The 20,528-nt window shown below is 72.7% G+C and carries 11 protein-coding genes; 5 read left to right on the forward strand and 6 right to left on the reverse strand.

Going from position 1 to position 20,528, the window contains the following annotated elements; genetic code table 11:
• Positions 1–173: 173 nt before the first annotated feature.
• Both OG310_RS22075 and OG310_RS22080 read left to right on the forward strand, forming a co-directional pair.
• Positions 174–845, forward strand: a complete 672-nt coding sequence (locus OG310_RS22075) for an HAD family hydrolase (protein WP_329457596.1) — start codon at positions 174–176, stop codon at positions 843–845.
• Between the two features lie 426 nt (positions 846–1,271).
• Complete coding sequence (locus tag OG310_RS22080; protein WP_329457597.1) at positions 1,272–6,263, forward strand: NAD-glutamate dehydrogenase; 4,992 nt, start codon at positions 1,272–1,274, stop codon at positions 6,261–6,263.
• A gap of 745 nt (positions 6,264–7,008) precedes the next feature.
• On the opposite strand, the gene OG310_RS22085 is transcribed toward OG310_RS22080, so the two are convergent.
• A complete protein-coding gene (locus OG310_RS22085) occupies positions 7,009–7,797 on the reverse strand; it encodes an ABC transporter ATP-binding protein (RefSeq protein WP_329457598.1) in 789 nt (262 codons plus the stop codon).
• Entirely contained in the window at positions 7,790–8,713 is a 924-nt protein-coding gene (locus OG310_RS22090; RefSeq protein WP_329457599.1) for an ABC transporter permease, read from the reverse strand. The genes OG310_RS22085 and OG310_RS22090 overlap by 8 nt, the downstream gene beginning before the upstream one ends.
• Before the next feature lie 139 nt (positions 8,714–8,852).
• On the opposite strand from OG310_RS22090, the gene OG310_RS22095 reads away from it, so the two are divergent.
• Positions 8,853–9,461, forward strand: coding sequence for a TetR/AcrR family transcriptional regulator (locus tag OG310_RS22095; RefSeq protein WP_329457600.1), 609 nt, complete (start codon positions 8,853–8,855; stop codon positions 9,459–9,461).
• Between the two features lie 332 nt (positions 9,462–9,793).
• On the opposite strand, the gene OG310_RS22100 is transcribed toward OG310_RS22095, so the two are convergent.
• The 4 genes from OG310_RS22100 to OG310_RS22115 form a co-directional block, all read right to left on the reverse strand.
• Positions 9,794–10,771 (reverse strand): carbohydrate ABC transporter permease, encoded by a 978-nt coding sequence (locus OG310_RS22100; protein ID WP_329457601.1) that lies wholly within the window; start codon positions 10,769–10,771, stop codon positions 9,794–9,796.
• The gene (locus OG310_RS22105; RefSeq protein ID WP_329457602.1) at positions 10,768–12,117 is read right to left on the reverse strand and encodes a carbohydrate ABC transporter permease; all 1,350 of its coding nucleotides are present in this window, start codon (positions 12,115–12,117) and stop codon (positions 10,768–10,770) included. Before OG310_RS22105 ends, OG310_RS22100 begins: the two co-directional genes overlap by 4 nt.
• A gap of 4 nt (positions 12,118–12,121) precedes the next feature.
• Positions 12,122–13,528: an ABC transporter substrate-binding protein gene (locus OG310_RS22110; RefSeq protein WP_329457603.1), complete on the reverse strand. Its 1,407-nt coding sequence runs from the start codon at positions 13,526–13,528 to the stop codon at positions 12,122–12,124.
• A 202-nt stretch (positions 13,529–13,730) separates the two neighbouring features.
• Entirely contained in the window at positions 13,731–16,961 is a 3,231-nt protein-coding gene (locus OG310_RS22115; RefSeq protein WP_329460310.1) for an FHA domain-containing protein, read from the reverse strand.
• A gap of 360 nt (positions 16,962–17,321) precedes the next feature.
• Between OG310_RS22115 and OG310_RS22120 the strand changes: the two genes are divergently transcribed.
• Positions 17,322–19,007: a serine/threonine-protein kinase gene (locus OG310_RS22120; protein ID WP_329457604.1), complete on the forward strand. Its 1,686-nt coding sequence runs from the start codon at positions 17,322–17,324 to the stop codon at positions 19,005–19,007.
• Between the two features lie 268 nt (positions 19,008–19,275).
• Entirely contained in the window at positions 19,276–20,526 is a 1,251-nt protein-coding gene (locus OG310_RS22125) for a serine/threonine-protein kinase (RefSeq protein ID WP_329457605.1), read from the forward strand.
• Positions 20,527–20,528 lie beyond the last annotated feature (2 nt).

Genomic DNA, 20,528 nt, shown 5'->3' on the forward strand with positions numbered 1-20,528 from the left:
GCCCCCGCCACCCGGCCCCCGGCACCCGGGCGCCCAGGCCACCAGCGCCCAGGCTCCCGGTCCCAGGCCCCGGCACTCAAGCACCCGGGCCCCGGCCCGCGATCCCGCGGCGGTTCCCGCGCGGGGAGGCGCCGACCGGTCCGCTGTCAGACCCCTTCGGTACCGTTTCGGACATGGGGAATCGGAGCGCACACCTCGTCTGGGACTGGAACGGCACGCTGTTCGACGACATCCAGGCGGTTCTCGCGGCGACCAACGCGTCGTTCGCCGAGATAGGCATGGAGTCGCTCACGCTGGAGCGGTACCGCGAGCTGTACTGCGTGCCCGTGCCGGTCTTCTACGAGCGGCTGGTCGGGCGGCGGCCGACGGAGGCCGAGTGGCTCGTGATGGACGAGACCTTCCACCGGCACTACACGGCCCACAGGACGTCCTGCGGGCTCACCGAGGGCGCGGCGGAACTGCTCGCGCAGTGGTCGCTCGCTGGCCGCTCCCAGTCGCTGTGCAGCCTTTTCGCGCACGAGGAGCTGCTGCCGGTGGTCGGCGGGTTCGGCATCGACCGGCACTTCGTACGGATGGACGGGCGGACGGGTCCCTCGGGGGTCAGCAAGTCCGACCAGATGGCCCGGCATGTGGCGTCGCTCACGCAGTCGGGCGGGATCAGCGCGGAGCGCACGGTCGTCATCGGGGACGCGCTGGACGACGCGCTGGCCGCGCGGCACGTGGGTGCGTACGCCGTGCTGTACACGGGTGGTTCGAACAGCAGGGCGAGCCTGTCGGCGGCCGGGGTGCCCGTGGTGGACACCCTGGCGGAAGCCGTCGAGACGGCGTACGCGCTGGTGGGGTGAGGCACCGGGGGCTGGGCACCGCGCCGTCCGGGGCCGGCGCGGTGCCGAGGTGAACGACGCGGGACAGGGGGTGGTGGCATGTTGCTGGCCGGAGTGTCGAAGTCGTGTCCGGGTTTTGTACAGATGCGGCCCGTGACGACCGCCGTCCCGCGAGAGATAGGGTCGGGTCTGTGACCAGCGCGATATGCGGAGCGGGCTCGGCCCCCTGCAAGCGCCCGGAGCGCCATGGCGGCCGGGCGATCGCCGCACTTCCCAAGGCGATCGCGGCACTTCCCGATCCGGACGCGCGGCCCGATGTGGCCCAATTCGTCACGGACATCTCTCATCGCGGCATAACGTCGACCTCGACCGGAAACACCGCGTCGTGGCGTTGTGTCGGTTCGTTCACCTACGTCACGCAATGGCGCGCGACAGGAGCCAGAGGACATGCAGAACAACCTGGACGAAGCCAAGACCGAGCTGCTCGCTCGGGCGGCAAGGGCCGCTGACAGCGGCCCGATGGGGCAGACCGAGGGCCTGGACGGCCGCCGGCCGGACCGCAGCCCCGTCGAGGCCGGCAGCGGCGGCAGGCCGGACCAGGACACGCTTCTGGCATACCTCCAGCGCTACTACCTGCACACCGCCCCCGAGGACCTCGCCGACCGCGATCCGGTCGACATCCTCGGCGCGGCCCTGTCCCACTACCGGCTGGCCGGGAACCGGCCCCAGGGCACGGCCAACGTGCGGGTGCTGACGCCCACCGTGGAGGAGAACGGCTGGACCTCCACGCACTCGGTCGTCGAGGTCGTCACAGACGACATGCCCTTCCTCGTCGACTCGGTCACCAACGAGCTCACCCGCCTCGGTCGCGGCATCCACCTCGTGATCCACCCGCAGATCGCTGTCCGCCGCGATGTCGCGGGCAAGCTGATCGAGGTGCTGCCCGAGGGCACGCTGCCCGACGGGACGGCCGCCGCCGACCGGGCCCACGACGCGCACATCGAGTCCTGGATCCACGTCGAGACGGACCGGGAGACGGACCGGGACGACCTCAACCAGATCACCGCGAACCTGCTCAGGGTGCTGTCGGACGTCCGGGAGGCCGTCGAGGACTGGGAGAAGATGCGGGGCGCCGCGCTGCGGATCGCCGACGAACTGCCCGCCGAGCCCACCGCGGACGACCTGCCCGACGACGAACTGCGGGAGGCGTGCGAGCTGCTGCGCTGGCTCGCAGGGGACCACTTCACCTTCCTCGGCTACCGCGAGTACCGGCTGACGGAGTCCGACGCGCTCGCGGCGGTGCCCGGCACCGGCCTCGGTATCCTGCGCGCGGACCCGAGCCACCACGACGAAGAGGACCACCCGGCGAGCCCGTCGTTCAGCAGGCTCCCCGCCGACGCGCGGGCCAAGGCCCGTGAGCACAAGCTGCTCATCCTGACGAAGGCCAACAGCCGCTCCACCGTGCACCGGCCCTCCTACCTCGACTACGTCGGGGTGAAGAAGTTCGACGACGACGGCAACGTGATCGGCGAGCGGCGCTTCCTCGGCCTCTTCTCCTCCGCCGCGTACACGGAGTCCGTGCGCCGCGTACCGGTGGTGCGCCGCAAGGTCGCCGAGGTCCTGGAGGGCGCCGGCTTCTCGCCGAACAGCCACGACGGCCGCGACCTCATGCAGATCATGGAGACGTATCCGCGCGACGAGCTGTTCCAGACGCCCGCCGACGAACTGCGCTCCATCACCACCAGCGTGCTCTACCTGCAGGAGCGCCGCCGGCTCCGGCTCTACCTGCGCAAGGACGAGTACGGGCGTTACTACTCGGCGCTCGTCTACCTGCCGCGTGACCGCTACACCACGGGTGTCCGGCTGCGGCTGATCGACATCCTCAAGGACGAACTCGGCGGCACCAGCGTCGACTTCACGGCGTGGAACACCGAATCGGTGCTCTCCCGGCTGCACTTCGTCGTCCGAGTCGAACCCGGTACCGAGCTCCCCGAGCTGACGGACGGCGATGTCGACCGGATCGAGACGAGGCTCGTGGAGGCCGCCCGGTCCTGGGCCGACGCCTTCGCCGAGGCGCTGAACGCCGAATGCGGCGAGGAGCGTGCCGCCGAACTGCTGCGCCGCTGGGGCAGCTCCTTCCCCGAGGGGTACAAGGCGGACCACTCGCCGCGCGCAGCCGTGGCGGACCTCGTGCACCTGGAGGCGCTGGAGGAGGGCGACAAGGAATTCGCCCTCTCCCTGTACGAGCCGGTCGGCGCGGGGCCGGACGAGCGTCGCTTCAAGATCTACCGGACCGGCGACCAGGTCTCGCTGACCGCGGTCCTGCCGGTCCTCCAGCGACTCGGTGTCGAGGTCGTCGACGAGCGGCCGTACGAGCTGCGGTGCGTCGACCGCACACGCGCGTGGATCTACGACTTCGGCCTCAGGATGCCCCCGCCCGCGAGCGGCGCGTACCCCGTGGACGACATGCGGACGCGCTTCCAGGAGGCGTTCGCCGCGGTGTGGACGGGCGCCGCGGAGAACGACGGGTTCAACTCGCTGGTGCTCGGCGCGGGGCTCACCTGGCGCCAGGCGATGGTGCTGCGCGCGTACGCGAAGTACCTGCGCCAGTCGGGGGCCACGTTCAGCCAGGACTACATGGAGGACACGTTCCGCCACAACGTCCACACGGCACGGCTGCTGGTCTCCCTCTTCGAGGCGCGCATGAAGCCTGAGCGGCAGAGCGCGGGCACCGAGCTGATCGACGCCCTGATGGAGGAGCTGGACGCGGCGCTCGACCAGGTCGCGAGCCTCGACGAGGACCGCATCCTGCGGTCCTTCCTCGGTGTCGTCAAGGCCACGCTGCGGACGAACTTCTACCAGCGCAGGACGGACGGCAGCCGGCACGACTACGTGTCGATGAAGTTCGACCCGAAGGCGATTCCCGACCTCCCGGCCCCCCGTCCGGCCTTCGAGATCTGGGTGTACTCGCCGCGCGTCGAAGGCGTGCACCTGCGGTTCGGCAAGGTCGCGCGCGGCGGCCTGCGCTGGTCCGACCGGCGAGAGGACTTCCGTACGGAGATCCTCGGCCTGGTCAAGGCGCAGATGGTGAAGAACACGGTCATCGTGCCCGTCGGCGCGAAGGGCGGCTTCGTCGCCAAGCAGCTGCCCGACCCGGCGGCCGACCGGGACGCGTGGCTGGCCGAGGGCATCGCCTCGTACAAGATCTTCATCTCGGCGCTGCTCGACATCACCGACAACCTGGTCGGCGGCGAGGTCGTGCCGCCGAAGAACGTCGTCCGGCACGACGGTGACGACACGTACCTGGTGGTCGCGGCGGACAAGGGCACGGCGAGCTTCTCCGACATCGCCAACGAGGTCGCGATCTCGTACGACTTCTGGCTGGGCGACGCGTTCGCCTCCGGCGGCAGCGCCGGCTACGACCACAAGGGCATGGGCATCACGGCCCGCGGTGCGTGGGAGTCCGTCAAGCGGCACTTCCGCGAACTCGGCCACGACGTGCAGAGCGAGGAGTTCACGGTCGTCGGCGTCGGCGACATGTCCGGTGACGTGTTCGGCAACGGCATGCTGCTGTCGGAGCACATCCGGCTCGTGGCCGCCTTCGACCACCGGCACATCTTCATCGACCCGACGCCGGACGCCGCGGCCTCCTTCGCGGAGCGCCGCCGCCTGTTCGACCTGCCGCGGTCCTCGTGGGCCGACTACGACAAGGATCTGCTGTCCACGGGCGGCGGCATCCACCCCCGTACGGCGAAGTCGATCCCGGTCAACGCGCGGGTGCGCGAGGCGCTCGGCATCGAGGGCACCGTCACGAAGCTGACGCCCGCCGATCTGATGCAGGCGATCCTCAAGGCGCCCGTCGACCTGCTGTGGAACGGCGGCATCGGCACGTACGTCAAGGCGACCACGGAATCCAACGCGGACGTCGGCGACAAGGCCAATGACGCCATCCGCGTCAACGGCGAGGACGTGCGGGCGAAGGTCATCGGGGAGGGCGGGAACCTCGGCCTGACCCAGCTCGGCCGGATCGAGTTCGACCGGCGCGGGGCCGGCGGCGAGGGCGGCAAGATCAACACCGACGCCATCGACAACAGTGCCGGTGTGGACACCTCCGACCACGAGGTGAACATCAAGATCCTCCTCAACGGCCTCGTCACCGAGGGGGACATGACCGTCAAGCAGCGCAACAAGCTGCTCGCGGAGATGACCGACGAGGTCGGGGCGCTCGTCCTGCGCAACAACTACGCGCAGAACACCACGCTCGCCGCGGCCGTCGCGCAGTCGTCCGGCATGCTGCACGCGCACATGCGGTTCATGCGCCGCCTGGAGCGCGAGGGCCACCTCGACCGCGACATCGAGTTCCTGCCGCGCGACCGGCAGATCCGCGAACTGCTCAACGCGGGCAAGGGGCTCACCCAGCCCGAGCTGGCCGTGCTGCTGGCGTACACGAAGATCACCGTGGCGGACGAGCTGATCGCGACGAGTCTGCCGGACGACGCGTACCTGCTGAAGATGTTGCACGCGTACTTCCCCTCGCAGCTGCGGGACAACTTCGCGGACCGGGTCAACAGCCACCCGCTGCACCGGGAGATCATCACCACGGTCCTGGTCAACGACGCCGTCAACACCGGCGGTTCGACCTTCCTGCACCGGCTCCGGGAGGAGACCGGCGCGTCGATCGAGGAGATCATCAGGGCCCACACGGCGGCCCGTGAGATCTTCGGCCTCGGCGCGGTCTGGGACGCGGTGGAAGACCTCGACAACACCGTCGCCGCGGACGTCCAGACCCGGATCAGGCTCCACTCGCGGCGCCTGGTCGAGCGCGGCACGCGCTGGCTGCTCGGCAACCGGCCGCAGCCGCTGGAGATCGCCGACACCATCGCCTTCTTCACGGACGGCACCGAACGCGTGTGGTCCCAGCTGCCGTCGCTGCTGCTCGGCACGGAGCGCGAGTGGTTCGACTCGATCATGGAGCAGATGAGCGGCGCCGGTGTGCCGAAGGAGTTCGCGACGCGCGTCGCGGGCTTCTCGTCGGTGTTCTCGGCGCTCGACATCGTGGCGATCGCCGAGCGCAGCGGCAAGGACGTGCTCACCGTCGCGGAGGTCTACTACGACCTCGGCGACCGGCTGCGGATCACGGAGCTGATGGACCGCATCCTGGAGCTGCCGCGCACCGACCGCTGGAAGTCGATGGCGCGGGTGTCGATCCGCGAGGACCTGTACGCGGCGCACGCCTCGCTCACGTCGGACGTGCTGGCGTTCGGCGGGGACGGCGCCACGCCGCAGGAGCGCTTCTCGGCGTGGGAGGAGAAGAACGCGGCGATCCTGGTGCGTTCGCGCAACACGCTGGAGGAGATCCAGGGCTCGGACTCGTTCGACCTGGCGAACCTGTCGGTGGCCATGCGGACGATGCGCACGCTGCTGCGTACGCACAGCTGAGGGCGGCCCGCGAGACGGGCACGCGAGCCCGGCGGGGGCGTTCGGTCCAGGGGACCGGGCGCCCCCGCCGCCTTTTCCGGGAGCCGGGGCGGGGTGCCGCGCCTGGCGGGGGGCTTCCGGAGTCGGCCGCCGGTGCCGCTGCCGGTGCCGGTGCGGCCGGGGCCGGTGACGCACGGCCTGGCCGGGTGCGGCCGACGGCTTCCTGCGACGGCCCCGGCTGGCCGGCGCGAACGACCTCGGGCCGGTCCCCGCCCGCGGCGGTTGCGCGTGGCCCCGGGCGTCACCCGCCGCCACCCGCCACCCGCCACCCGCCGCCACCCGCCGCACGCCGGGCCCCGGGTGGCCCAGTGGCTCTGCCGGCTGGCCGGCTGGGGCTTGCCGGGAGACGTGCGGACCGGGCGCTCAGTGACGCCCTGCGGGGCCGGGGGGACCGGGTGCTGCTCCGTGACGCCGTCCGAGGCCGAGCGGAGCGGTGCCTCCGCGTCGGGGGGCGGTGCGCGGCGGCAGCCCCCCGACGCACCACGGCCGTACCGGGCCCGGGCCCGGGCCCGGAACGCGGCTCGCCCCGGAGACCTTGTGCTGGTCTCCGGGGCGAGTGGCGGGGTGGCGGGGTGACGAGCGGCCGGGTGGACGGGCCGGTGCGCCTCTGGTCCCGCGGCCGTGCTGCCGGACCCCTGCCGCCGGACCCCTGCCGCCGTACCGCTTTGCCGTTGCGCTGGGCGTTCCGCCGGCTCGCGTGCCCGCGCTACTTCTTCTTGGCCTTCGGCTTCGTCGCGGTGAACTCCTCGTACGCGGCGACCACCTCGTCCGACGGTCCGTCCATGCGCAGTGTGCCCGCCTCCAGCCACAGCGCGCGGTCGCAGGTCTCCACGATCGCCTTGTTGCTGTGGCTCACCAGGAAGACCGTGCCGGCCTGCTGGCGCAGTTCCCCGATGCGTTCCTTGCTGCGCGCCTGGAACTTCGCGTCACCGGTCGACAGCGCCTCGTCGATGAGGAGCACGTCGTGCTTCTTGGCCGCCGCGATCGAGAAGCGGAGCCGCGCGCCCATGCCGGAGGAGTACGTCCGCATCGGCAGGGAGATGAAGTCGCCCTTCTCGTTGATGCCGGAGAACTCCACGATGCCGTCGTAGTTCTCCTTCACCTCGCGCCGCGACATGCCCATCGCGAGCCCGCCGAGGACGACGTTGCGCTCGCCGGTCAGGTCGGCCATCAGGGCCGCGTTGACGCCGAGCAGCGACGGCTGGCCGGCGGTGAAGATACGGCCGGCGGACGGCACCTGGAGGCCGGCGATGGCCCGCAGCAGCGTCGACTTGCCGGAGCCGTTCGACCCGATGAGCCCGATGGCCTCGCCGCGGTAGGAGGCGAAGCTGACGCCCCGCACCGCGCGGACCTCGCGCACGCCGACGGCGGGCCGGCGCGAGATGATGCGGCTCAGCGCCGAGGTGGCGCTGCCCTTGCCGCCCTTCGTGCCGTGCACCTTGTAGGTGATGTGCACGTCGTCGGCGACGACCGTCGGAATGAGTTCCTCAGCCACGTCCGTAGCTCTCCTCTGCACGCCAGAAGTAGATGAAGCCGCCGGCGAAGAACAGCAGTCCCCAGCCCGCACAGAGCGCCCAGACGTGCGGCGGGAGCTGGTTGGCGTGGAAGCTGTCGATCAGCGCGAAGCGCATGATGTCGATGTAGACGGCGCCGGGCTGGCAGCGCAGCGCCATCACGACCCAGTCCGGGATGCCCTTGTGGCCGCTCGTGAGCTTCTCGACGCTCCACATCACGCCCGACGTGTACATCCACACGCGGACGATGAACGGCATCAGCTGCGCGATGTCGGGCGTCTTCGCGCCGAGGCGCGCCATGATCAGCGACACGCCCGCGCAGAACAGCGACTGGCACAGCAGCGCGGGGATCGCGAGAGCCCAGTGGAAGCGCGGGTACTGGCCGAAGGCGACCAGGATCACGACGAGCGCGCACATCGAGAAGAACAGCTGCTGGAGCTGCTGGAGCACCAGCGACAGGGGCAGTGAGGCGCGCGGGAAGTGCAGCGCCCGCACGAGGCCCTGGTTGCTGGAGATGGCGCGGGTGCCGACCGTGACCGAGCTGGAGGTGTACGTCCAGATGAAGACGCCGGTCACCAGGAACGGGATGTAGTCGGGCACACCCCGCTTGGTGCCGAGCAGCACACCGAAGATGAAGAAGTAGACGACCGCGTTCAGCAGCGGGGTCATGATCTGCCAGATCTGCCCCAGCTTCGCCTGGCTGTACTGCGAGGTCAGCTTGGCGGTCGCGAACGTCGTGATGAAGTGCCGCCGTGACCACAGCTCCCGTACGTACTGGCGCAGGGTGGGGCGCGCCCCGCTCACCGACAGTCCGTACCGTGCGGCGAGAGCGGAGAGGTCAGTGTCCCGCTCGGGGGCCGGCGGAGTGGAATGAGTCGGTGCGATCGTCTGGCTCACAGGAGTCGCTTTCGACGTGATTCGAAGTGAGGGGGGAAAGTACCACCGACGACGGAACGGTTCCGTATCGTCGCTCGACGAGCGTACGGTCTGGTGACGTCGCAACGCAACCGTATCGTCGTGACGCTATGCTCAAGAGATGACCAAGGGATCGGGTACCGCACGCCGAGTCCCCGCGGGGGCCGCCGTACTCCGGGAGGATGTGACCGACGCCATCCGCGCCGCCGTCTTCGACGAGCTGGCCGCGGTCGGGTTCGCCCGGATGTCGATAGAGGGCATCGCGCGCCGGGCGGGGGTCGGCAAGACCGCGGTCTACCGGCGCTGGAAGTCCAAGCTGGCGCTCGTCCTCGACCTGGTCTCCGTCTTCGCCGCGCAGGGCCTGCCCGCCCCGGCGACCGGCTCGCTGTACGGGGACATCCGCGCGCTGCTCCAGGTCGCCTCGGCGGCGCTGCGCCACCCGGTGGCCTCCCAGGTCATCCCGGACCTGCTCGTCGAGTCCGCGCGCAACCCGGAGATCGCCGACACCATCAGGGCGACCCTGCTCGACGGGCAGCAGGGCATCGCCGCCGTCATCATCCGGGAGGCCGTGGCGCGGGGCGAACTGGCGGAGGGCACCAACCCGGACACCGCCCTGGACCTGATCGTCGGGCCGCTGTACTGGCGTCTCGCCGTCGTGCGCGGCCCGCTGCCCAAGGGCTATCTGAACGAACTGGCCGCTTCCGCGGTCGCCGCGCTCAAGCGGGGCTGAGCGGGCACGGCGGCGCGGCGCGGCGCGGCAGCACGGCGGGGCAGCCCGGCAGCACGGCGCGGCAAAGCGGCAGCACGAAGGCGCGGCGTTGCCATGGTCTCCCGGCGAAGCTCCTGTACGGGGTTCCGGCGGCCCCCCGTACGGCCTCTCGCCGCGCGCACCACGCTCGCCCGGTCGCCCGCCCGCCGGCGTCCCCGCGTGCCCCGTCCCCGTACCTCACACGCCGAGGCACGGGGGACGGGGACGGGGGACGGGGCGGACGGGGCCGGTACGGACGCCGTCACGGGTACGGGAACCCCGTACCCGCGAGTGGTCTTCCCGCCCTCGCGGGGTCACTTGACGGCGCCGGCCATCACGCCCGAGACGAACTGACGCTGGAACGCGAAGAACACCGCCAGCGGGATGACCATCGACAAGAACGCGCCCGGCGCGAGGACGTCGACGTTGTTGCCGAACTGCCGTACCTGCTGCTGCAGAGCGACGGTGATCGGCGGGTTCTTGGAGTCCGCGAAGACCAGGGCCACCAGCATGTCGTTCCACACCCACAGGAACTGGAAGATGCCGAGCGAGGCGATCGCGGGCCCGCCGAGCGGCATCACCACACGCGTGAACAGCCGTATCTCGCCCGCCCCGTCGAGGCGGGCGGCCTCCAGCAGTTCGCGCGGGATCTCGGCGAAGAAGTTGCGCAGTAGGAAGATCGCGAACGGCAGACCGAACGCGACGTGGAACAGGATCACCCCGAGCGTCGTCTCGAAGATGCCGATCGCGCCGAACAGTTTCGACACCGGGATCAGGGCGACCTGCACCGGCACCACCAGCAGGGCGACCACGCCGACGAACCACCAGTCCCGGCCGGGGAAGTCCATCCAGGCGAACGCGTAGCCCGCGAAGGACCCGATCACCACGACGAGCAGGGTCGCCGGGACGGTGATCAGGACGGTGGCGAGCAGGGAGTTGGTGATGACGTGGTTGTCGAGCAGGTTGGCGTAGTTCTCGAAGGTCAGCTGGGACGGCTTGGTGAAGACCTGCCACCAGCCGCTCGCCGCGATGTCGTCCGCGCCGCGCAGCGACGACAGCAGCAGCCCGATCGTCGGCATCAGCCAGAACAGGCCGACCAGGATCAGGACGGCCCGCACGACCCCGCCGCCGAGGCGGCCCGCGATCCTGGCGGGCAGGGAGCGCCCCGTCCCGCCCCGGCCCGCGGAGCGTTCCGTGCCCTCCAGGCCTTCGGCACCTCGGGGGCCCGTGTCCTGGCCGGTGCCCGCGGCGGGGCGGAGTGTCCCGCCGATCACCGGTTCTTCCATGGTCATCGGCGGTTCTCCCTGCGCATGCGGCGGATGTTGACGAGCATCACCGGGATCACCAGCAGGAGCAGCAGGATCGCGATCGCGCTGCCCACGCCCAGGTCCGCGTCCGTGCCGAACGACGACCGGTAGAGCTGGAGTGCCAGCACGTTGGCGTCGTCCTGCGACGAACCGGGCGCGATGATGTACACGAGGTCGAAGATCTTCAGCACGTTGATCATCAGGGTGATGAGGACGACCCCGAGGACCGGTGTCAGCAGCGGCACCGTGACCCGCCGGAACACCTGCCACTCGTTGGCGCCGTCGACGCGCGCCGCCTCCAGCAACTCCCGGGGCATCCCCGCGAGTCCGGCGGCGATCAGGACCATCGCGAAGCCGGCCCACATCCACAGGTAGCTGCCGATGATGGCCGGGGTCACCAGGCGCGGGCCCAGCCATTCCACCCCGTTGTACGGCTCCCTGAAGTTCGCGGCGGGCAGCGACAGTACGGCGCCGTCCGCCGCCGGGGGCAGGGTGAACGTGCCGTCCGCCGCGGCTGTGGCGGACGCGACGACCTTGCCGCCCTTGACCGCCTGGACGGTGAGGCCCCTCAGGCCGCGTTCCTTCGGGTCGATCACGTTGGGCTTCCCGCCGCCGCCGAGGGTGAAGTCCAGCCAGGCGGTGCCGGTGATCTTCCCGGCCTGGGGGGCGGCGGCCCGCGCGGGCTTCGCCTGTGACGGCATCGCGGCGGGTGGCACCCCGACCAGCGGCAGCTGTACGGGTGTCCCGGCGTGCACGGGCTGCTTGGTGACGAACGAGCCTCCTGGGCCCGCCTTCAGCGGATGGGCGGGCAAGGGGTGCGCGCCCGGGTAGCCGGCGGACCGGGCGAACGTGTCGTGCACGCCGACCCAGACCGCGTTGGCCACACCGCGGGCCGGATCCTGCTCGTACACCAGCCGGAAGATGATCCCGGCGGCGAGCATCGAGATCGCCATCGGCATGAAGACGACCAGCTTGAACGCCGTTCCCCAGCGGACGCGTTCGGTGAGGACGGCGAAGATCAGGCCGAGCGCGGTGGCGACGACGGGCGCCACGACCACCCAGATGACGTTGTTCTCGACGGCCTTGAGGATCGAGCTGTCGGTGAAGATCGTGACGTAGTTGTCCAGACCGGCGAACCGGTGTCCGGACTTGTCGAAGAACGACCGGTAGAGCGAGTACCCGATGGGGTAGACCACGAGCGCGCCGAGCAGCACGAGTGCGGGCAGCAGGAAGCCCACCGCCACCGCTTTACGTGTGCCTGTCACGCTCTTGCGCGTTGTCCCGACGGGGGGTGCCGGTGTTCCGGCGCCCCCCGTGACCGCGGAGGTCATCCCGTCAGCTCGTGAACGCCTTGGCCGCGTCGGCCTCCAGCTTGTGCTGGGTGCCCGCGACGTCCTTCGGGTTCGACAGGAAGTCCTGGAGGTCCTTCCACTCGCCCTTGCCCGGTGTGCCGCCGAACGACTGCGGCATCGAGTCCGACATGTCGAACCGGAAGTCGTCGCCCGACGCGATGAGCGCCTTCGCGATGGACCGCTGCACGGCGTCCGGATAGGCCGCCATGTCCAGCGACTTGTCCGGCGAGACGAAACCGCCCTGCGCCGCCCAGATCTTCGCCGCGTCCGGGGACGCGAGGTACGTCAGCAGCGCCTGCGCTCCCGGGGTGTCCTTCAGCGCGACAGCCGCGTCGCCACCGGTCACCACCGGTGAGTCCGCGCCGACCGCGGGGAAGGGGAAGATCTTCGCGTCCGTGCCGATCTTCGCCTTGGTCTGCTGGATGTTGACCCCCGCGAAGTCGGCGGCGCCGACCATGGCCGCCTTCGGGGTGTCGCCGCCCGTGAAGGTCTGCGTGACGGAGGCCGGGAACTCGGTCTGGAGCGCGCCCGCGGGGCCGCCCGCGAGCGTGTCCGGCCGGCCGAACAGGGCGGCGAGCGTGGTCAGGGCCTTCGTGACGGACGGGTCCGTCCACTTGATCTTGTGCTGGCCGAGCTGGTCGTACTTCTGGGGGCCCGCCTGGGAGAGGTAGACGTTCTCGAACCAGTCGGTGAGCGTCCAGCCGTCCGCCCCGCCGACCGACAGGGGGGTGACGCCGGACGCGGAGAGCGTGTCCGCCGTCTTCAGGAACTCCGTCCACGTCTTCGGCACCGTGGCGCCCGCGTTCTGGAACGCCTTCGCGTTGTACCAGACGAGGGACTTGTTGGCGGCCTTGAAGTAGACCGCGTACGGCGTGCCGTCCACCGTGCCGAGGTCCTGCCAGCCCTTGCTGTAGTTCTTGGCCAGCTGCGCCTTGGCCGCCGCGCCCAGCGGCTTGACCCACTTCTGCGCCACGGCCTGGTCGATCGCGCCGACCTGGGGGAGCATCGCGACGTCCGGCGGGCTGCCGCCGGCGATCTTCGTACCGAGGAAGTTGACGATCGGGTCCTGCGCGGGCACGAACGTCACCGTGGCGCCCGTCCGCTTCTCGAACGCGTCCAGGACCTTGGTGAAGTTGGCCTGTTCCGGGCCCGTCCACACGGCGGCCACCTCGATCTTCTGACCGGTCAGCTTCGGCAGGGCGACTCCGCCCGCGCTCCCGGCCGCCGACGGGCTCGCGCCACTGCCCGCACCGTCGCCCTTACCGGGCTTCGCGTCCGAGCCGCCGCACCCGGCCAGCGCCGTCGCGCCCAGGACGACGAACACCGCCGCCGCCCGGACGTTCCGTGATCTATTCGCCAGAGCCCTACGTGCCGTACGAGTTGTGCGCATCGCAGCTTCCCCGTCTCTCCCGCGCGCGTTCGGATCCACGCTGGACAGGCGTACGCAGCCGGACGTGGCGGCGTCGTCCCGTCCCGTGCGGACCAGTCCTACGCCGGGTGTTCATGACAGGCAAGAGCGCCGGGGAGCCGTACGCGGTGATCGTGATGGGCTCGTGACGCGCCCGCAAGGGCGTCGCACGAGCCCCGCGACGTCAGGGGTGCGCGGGCGTCAGCGGGGCCACCGGGGCCGCGGCCACCGAGCGGGCCGCCCGGTCCATGGCGCTGGCCAGCAACGCCAGGTCCGTGGGGCCGTTGCCCAGCTCGCGCACCGGACGGCGGGCCGGCGGATCGCCCATCCGCTCCCACTCCAGTGCCGCCACCGTGGGCCGTTGGGTGGCCGTCCTGGGGATACGGCCCGTCACCCGGCCCGCCTGGAACGGCGTCCCGTACCCGTCGGCGCCGGCGAGGTGCCCCCGGCCCGGAGCCGGGTCCTCCGGCGCGGGTGCCACCGGCGGCGCGTTGAGCACCGCCCGCAGCCGCACCGTACGGGCCAACTCCGTGCCCGCGGTGCGCTCCGGGGCGGCGGACGCGGCCACCAGATGCACGCCGAGCCGCTCGCCGTCCCGCGCGATCGCCTCCAGGGCCCGTACGACCGAACCGGCGGCAGGCCGGCCAGGACTCCCGAGAGCGGGCGCCACCAGCGCGTCGAAGTCGTCCACCAGGACGGCGAGGCGCGGCAGCGGGCTCGACACGGGGACCGGCTCCTGCCGGCCCGCCGACGGACCGGGTCTGAGCCGGATCGTGCGCGTCGCCGACGCCGGAACGTCACCGGGCCGCCCGCCCGGCTGCCCCGCCGGGCCGTCAGCCGCCGCGTCCGTGGCCCTGTACCGCTCGTGCCACTGGGCGAACGTCAGCGGCCCCAGCAGTTCCGCCCGCCGTTTCAGCTCCGCGCCCAGCGCCTGCGCGAACTCGCGCATCCTGACCGGGTCCGAGGCGATCAGATGCTCTGTCACATGCGGCAGTTCGCCCAGCGCGGCGAGGCCCTCCCCGCGCATCCCGCCCGCCCCGTCGACCAGCAGCAGGCCGAGCCGGTCGGGGCGTGCGCCCGCCGCCAGCGAGGCCGCCACGGCCCGCAGCATCTCGGTCCTGCCGCTGCCCGGCGGCCCCTCGATGAGCAGATGCGGGCCCTCCCGGCCCAGATCGGCGGCGACCGGGCCGCGCGGGCCCGCGCCCAGCACCGCCACGCACGCCTCTTCCGGGCTGTCGGCGGCCTGCGCCCACCGGGCCAGCAGTGAGGCGGGCGTCGCACGGGCCAGGCCCAGTTCATCCAGCAGCCGCGCGGTGCGCGGCAGCGCCGTCGGCGGGCGCGGGCCCGTGGCCGGGCCCGTGGTCCGCAGTGGCGCGAGCGCCCGGCCGAAGCGTTCGGCCCAGGCGGCGGACACCGCGTCCACCACGGCGACCGTGCCCCGGCCCTCGCCCACCCGCTGCCCCGGTGCCGTACGCAGCAGCCGCAGCGCGCCAGCGACATCACCGCTCAGCAGCGCGACCGCGCCGCACTCGCGAAACGGCAGCGAGGCCAGACAGGCCATGTCGTACGTCGCCGTGACGGACGAGACCGCCGACGCGGCCGGCGTCTCCGCGAGGCACAGCACGTGCACCCCGGCCGCGGGACCGGCCTCCGCGAGGCGCGCCGTGCTCTCGCGCAGGGCCGCCGAGCCGGGGTCGCCGTCCACGATCAGCAGGGTGCGCGGGCCGGTGTGCCGCCGCGCGACCTCGTCGAGCACCGACGGCTCGGCCGATGCCCAGCCCGCGCCGAGAGGACCCTCGTCCAGCCGGCGGGTCAGCTCGGCTGTCCGCGCTGCCGCCTGGTCCCGGTCGAACGCGAGCAGCAGCCGGCAGTCCTGGCCGTGCCCGGGGCGCGTGTGGGGCAGCCAGCCGAGCCAGCCCCAGTCCCTGCGGCGCTCCTCGACGGAGAGCGCGCGGTCCGTCGTGACGAGAACGATCTCCAGTTCGGACGGGGCGTGCAGGGCGGCCAGCTGGGCGACCACCGAGCGGGCTAGCCCTGTCAGGCGGGCGCGGGGACCGGCGAGGCCGAGCGAACCGACCTCCTTCAGTCCGGCCGTCACCGGCACGGGCCGCTCCGGCCGGTCCGCCGTGCCGAGCCGCACCACCAGCGCCTCCGGGTGGTCAGGACCGCGCTCCCACAGCCGCCGGCCGGGCCCGAGCGCGGTGAGCAGGAGCTCGGCGGCGTCCGGCCAGACGCCGTCCGAGGTCGGCCGCTCCCCGGCGGGCTCGCCCGCGCGCTGCACCGGCACGCCGATGTGTGTTTCGCCACGTGTGCCGCCGAGCCGCCGTGCCCAGGCGCCGAGACCGCGCCGCCGCCCCGGGTGCGCCTGCGCCTCGTCGTCCTCGACGCCGGGGGCCCAGTCGTGCGCGACGGCGTCCTCGCCGCCCTGCGGGCCGTACCCGGCGGGGTCCTCGCCGCCGCGCGGACCCGGTACGTACGGCACGCCAGGCTGTGGCCCCGCCGGGCCGCGTGCCGCAGGGGAGCCCGGCCCCGCCAGGCCCGCACGCGGGTCGCCCGCGCCCTCGGCGCCCCGTGCGCGCGGGACACCACCGCGCCCGTCGGAGCCGGCGCCGTCTGCCTGCGTGCCGCCGCCGAGGTGTCCTGCCCGGCCGCCGGGGCCGCCGGGGGAGTCCGCGTAGCCGGCGGAACCCGCGAAGGGGCCGCCGCCCGCCGGCCCGCGCGCCGCGCCCGCCGTGTCCGCGTCCCGGCCGTCGGAGCGCTGCCGAGCTTCGCCGTCAGCCTCCCGCACGGACGGCGCCGGGGTCAGCCGCAGATGGCCCTCGCCGTCCGGGGCCGTCGCCCGCGCGGGCTCCCGCGTGCCCGGTGCGAGCCTCAGCGTCGACTCGCCCAGCCGCAGCGAGGCGCCACGGGGCAGCGGGACGGGCGCGGGGCCCACCGGCGCGCCCTCCAGCATCGTGCCGTTCGTCGATCCCAGGTCCGCCACCGCGACGGCGCCGTCCGGCGCGACCGTCACCGCGCAGTGCAGCCGTGACACGTCCGGGTCGTCGAGCGGCACGTCCGCGTCGGCGGAGCGGCCGATCACCACCCGGCCGCCGTGCAGCAGGTGCACACCTCCCGCGTCCGGGCCCGCGACGACCCTGAGCTGCGCGGCCGCCTCGTGTACGGGTGCCTCGTCCTCGCCCGGCGCGCCGAGTGAGAGCACCGCCCCGTCGACCAGCGGCGGGGCGCCGAGTGCGGCACGCTGCGCGTCCAGCCGCTCACGCCCCGCGTACATGACGGTGGTGCCGGGTGTGTCGGGGCCGAGCACGGCCGTCGCCAGGCCGGAGGCCACCGCCGCGAGGGCCGTGCCCGCGGGAGCCGTGACCAGTACGTCGCAAGCGCGCCCCGGCGCGAGGACGGTCAGCCGGATCTGCATCGCCGTCAGCGGTCCCTTCTGCGCGGGGAATCCGGCGGGTGTGGCGCCCGTCCGGTGGGTGAGGGCATCCTCGCACCTGCCGCCGACAACACGCCCGTACCCCGGTCTTAAGTGATCTTGATTGGTCGGCTGTGCGTGCATAAATGCCTGCTTGGGATCGCGTCCCGCGCGCACAGGACCGCCGCCGCGGCAACCATCCGTGCGATGCTCGCGTCCTTTCCCGGAACGCGGCTTCGCCGCCGTCACCCGCGAGAGTCACGGGCGGCGACGCTCAGTGATTCTTTCGGCGGCATTAAAGTGGGCCGGAGTCCCCGGGACACGGGACGATGCAGTGATCTCTATCAGCAGGGAGCACATGACGTGCGGCCGGTAGGCAGCAAGTACCTGCTCGAGGAACCGCTCGGACGCGGTGCCACGGGCACCGTGTGGCGGGCTTCGCAGCGGGAGACCGCCGGGGCCGAGGCGGCCGTGCCCGGCCAGCCGGGCGAGACGGTGGCCATCAAGGTGCTCAAGGAGGAGCTCGCCAACGACGCGGACGTCGTGATGCGCTTCCTGAGAGAGCGCTCGGTCCTGCTGAGGCTCACCCACCCCAATATCGTGCGCACGCGCGACCTCGTCGTCGAGGGCGACCTGCTGGCGCTCGTGATGGACCTGGTGGAGGGCCCCGACCTGCACCGGTACCTCCGGGAGAACGGGCCGTTCACGCCGGTCGGCGCGGCGCTGCTCACCGCGCAGATCGCCGACGCGCTCGCCGCGAGCCACGCCCAGGGCGTCGTCCACCGGGACCTCAAGCCGGCCAACGTCCTCCTGAAGAACGACGGCGAGCAGCTGCACCCGATGCTCACCGACTTCGGCATCGCGCGCCTCGCGGACTCGCCGGGACTCACCAGGACCGCCGAGTTCGTCGGGACGCCCGCGTACGTCGCGCCCGAGTCCGCCGAGGGCCGGCCGCAGACGTCCGCCGTCGACATCTACGGTGCGGGCATCCTGCTGTACGAGCTGCTCACCGGGCGTCCGCCGTTCTCCGGCGCGACCTCGCTCGAAGTGCTGCAGAAGCACCTCACCGAGGAGCCCCGCAGGCCCACCACCGTGCCCGAGCCGCTGTGGACGGTCATGGAGCGGTGCCTGCGCAAGGACCCCGACCAACGGCCGAGCGCCGTCAACCTGGCGACCGCGCTGCGCACCGTCGCGCCCGGCATCGGTGTCCACGCGACGCCCGCGCAGGTCGACGCGGCGCTCGGGGTCGCCGCGCTGCTCGCGCCCGATCCGGAGCCCACGTCGGTGCCCGTGACGCCCGGTGCGGCGGACCCGACGCAGGTCCTGCCGACGGGCGCCGCCGCGGCCGATCCGACGCAGGTGCTGCCCTCCGGCGGCGTCGGCGCCGGCGGTGCCGTCCCCGGCGCGGCGGGTCTCCCCGGGTCCTACGACCCGGCCGCGGCGACGAATGTGATGCCCACCACCCCCGGCGGAGAAGGCGGACCGCAAGGCGCGCATCCCTGGCAGAACCAGCTCCAGGCCGCGCGGGACCGCAACGAGCAGACGCAGGTCCAGCCCCTCGACCCGGGGCAGGACCCGCTGCGCCACCGCCCGCACCGGCAGCAGTCGCAGCAGGGCCAGGGCGGACGCCCGCCCTACGGCTCCGCGCCCGCCCAGGCCCCGTACCCGCAGCAGTACCGCCAGCAGCAGCCGCCGCAGCAGCAGTACCGGCCGCAGCCGCCGCCGCAGCAGTACGCCGCGCCTCCCCAGCGGTACGCGCCGCCCCAGCAGCCCGCCCCGCGCCCCGCGCCCGAGGCGCGCCGGCCCAGGCAGCGCAGCGCGAACCCGATGCGGATTCCGGGTCTCGGCTGCCTCAAGGGCTGTCTGGTCGTGCTCGTGGTGCTGTTCGTCGCGGGCTGGCTGGTCTGGGACCTGACGCCTCTGCAGAGCTGGATCGCGGAGGGCAAGAGCTACTGGAGCGCGATCGGCGAGGGCATCTCGAAGGTCACGGGCTGGATCTCGGACCTGGGCGGCGGTGACTCCGCCTCCGGGACCGGCTCGGGCAACTGACGCGTGGAGCCGTTGCGTACGGCTCGGCTCGGGCCCGGGCACCGCACCGTCCGCCGCCCCCGGGACCTCCCGGGGGCGGCGGTGCTTTTCCGGTCGCGCGTAGCCCCGTTCCGGTCGTATCGGGGCGACTCTGTAGCTATGTCGACTTCTGAGGGGTGATTTCGTCCCCGGAAGTGAAGGTTGCCGCCGTCCTGGGCACGGAACACCCCGAAAGCCGCGTACTTTGAGGGTCGACCGAGGGGCAACGCCCGCCGCTGAGGGAGCAGTCTTGGCACGGAATATCGGCAGCCGGTACACCGCAACCCAGATCCTGGGCCGCGGGAGCGCCGGCACGGTGTGGCTCGGCGAAGGACCTGACGGTCCCGTCGCCGTCAAACTGCTGCGCGACGATCTCGCGGCAGACCAGGAGCTGGTCGGACGCTTCGTCCAGGAGCGCACCGCCCTGCTGGGGCTCGACCATCCGCACGTGGTCGCGGTGCGCGACCTCGTCGTCGACGGCAACGACCTGGCGCTCGTCATGCGGCTGGTGCGCGGCACCGACCTGCGGACCCGTCTCGACCGCGAGCGCCGCCTCGCGCCCGAGGCGGCCGTGGCGATCGTCGCGGACATCGCGGAGGGGCTCGCCGCCGCGCACGCGGCCGGCGTCGTCCACCGTGACGTCAAGCCGGAGAACATCCTGCTCGACATCGAGGGTCCCGTCGGCCCCGGCGGCGCCCACCCCGCGCTCATCACCGACTTCGGCGTCGCCAAGCTCATCGACACCCCCAGCCGCACCAAGACCACCCGCATCATCGGTACGCCCGACTACCTGGCGCCGGAGATCGTGGAGGGCCTGCCGCCGCGCGCCGCCGTCGACATCTACGCGCTCGCCACCGTCCTGTACGAGCTGCTGGCCGGCTTCACGCCGTTCGGTGGCGGACACCCGGGCGCGGTGCTGCGCAGACACGTCACCGAGACCGTCGTACCGCTGCCGGGCATCCCCGAGGAGCTGTGGCAGCTCCTCGTCCAGTGCCTCGCCAAGGCCCCCGCGTCCCGGCTGCGTGCCTCCGAGCTCGCCGCGCGGCTGCACGAGGTGCTGCCGCTGCTCGTGGGCATCCCGCCGCTCGACGTGGACGAGCCGGGCACCGAGCCCGTCGAGGAGCCCGCCGAGCGGGGCAGGAGCGCACGGGACGTCTCCGGCGCCGAGGACGACGGCGAACCCCGCCGGCGCGGAGCCGTGCCGCTCGTACCCGGCGCGGCCCCCGACTCCAACCGGGACACCCACACCAGCATGCGTGTGCCCGCCCCGGACGAGCTGGCGGGCGGCGCCCGCGGCACGGCCCGCGCCCCGCGCGCACCCGGCGCCCCGCGCCCCGGCTCCGCCCGGCACCACAAAGCCGCGGCCGTGCGCAAGCGCCGCATCACGCTCGGTGTCGGCGCGGGCGTCCTCGTGATCGCCCTCGGGGTCGGCGGCTGGCTCGCCACCGGGGACAACGGCACTCCCCAGGACGCGAAGCAGAGCGCCCAGCCGGCGCCCTGATC

The organism is Streptomyces sp. NBC_01497 (genome assembly GCF_036250695.1).
Classification (GTDB): Bacteria; Actinomycetota; Actinomycetes; order Streptomycetales; family Streptomycetaceae; genus Streptomyces.

Coding starts and splice junctions, on each gene's coding strand:
- OG310_RS22075 (WP_329457596.1), top strand. CDS start 174: ATGGGGAATCGGAGCGCACACCTCGTCTGGGACTGGAACGGCACGCTG.
- OG310_RS22080 (WP_329457597.1), top strand. CDS start 1,272: ATGCAGAACAACCTGGACGAAGCCAAGACCGAGCTGCTCGCTCGGGCG.
- OG310_RS22095 (WP_329457600.1), top strand. CDS start 8,853: ATGACCAAGGGATCGGGTACCGCACGCCGAGTCCCCGCGGGGGCCGCC.
- OG310_RS22100 (WP_329457601.1), bottom strand. CDS start 10,771: ATGACCATGGAAGAACCGGTGATCGGCGGGACACTCCGCCCCGCCGCG.
- OG310_RS22105 (WP_329457602.1), bottom strand. CDS start 12,117: ATGACCTCCGCGGTCACGGGGGGCGCCGGAACACCGGCACCCCCCGTC.
- OG310_RS22110 (WP_329457603.1), bottom strand. CDS start 13,528: ATGCGCACAACTCGTACGGCACGTAGGGCTCTGGCGAATAGATCACGG.
- OG310_RS22115 (WP_329460310.1), bottom strand. CDS start 16,961: ATGCAGATCCGGCTGACCGTCCTCGCGCCGGGGCGCGCTTGCGACGTA.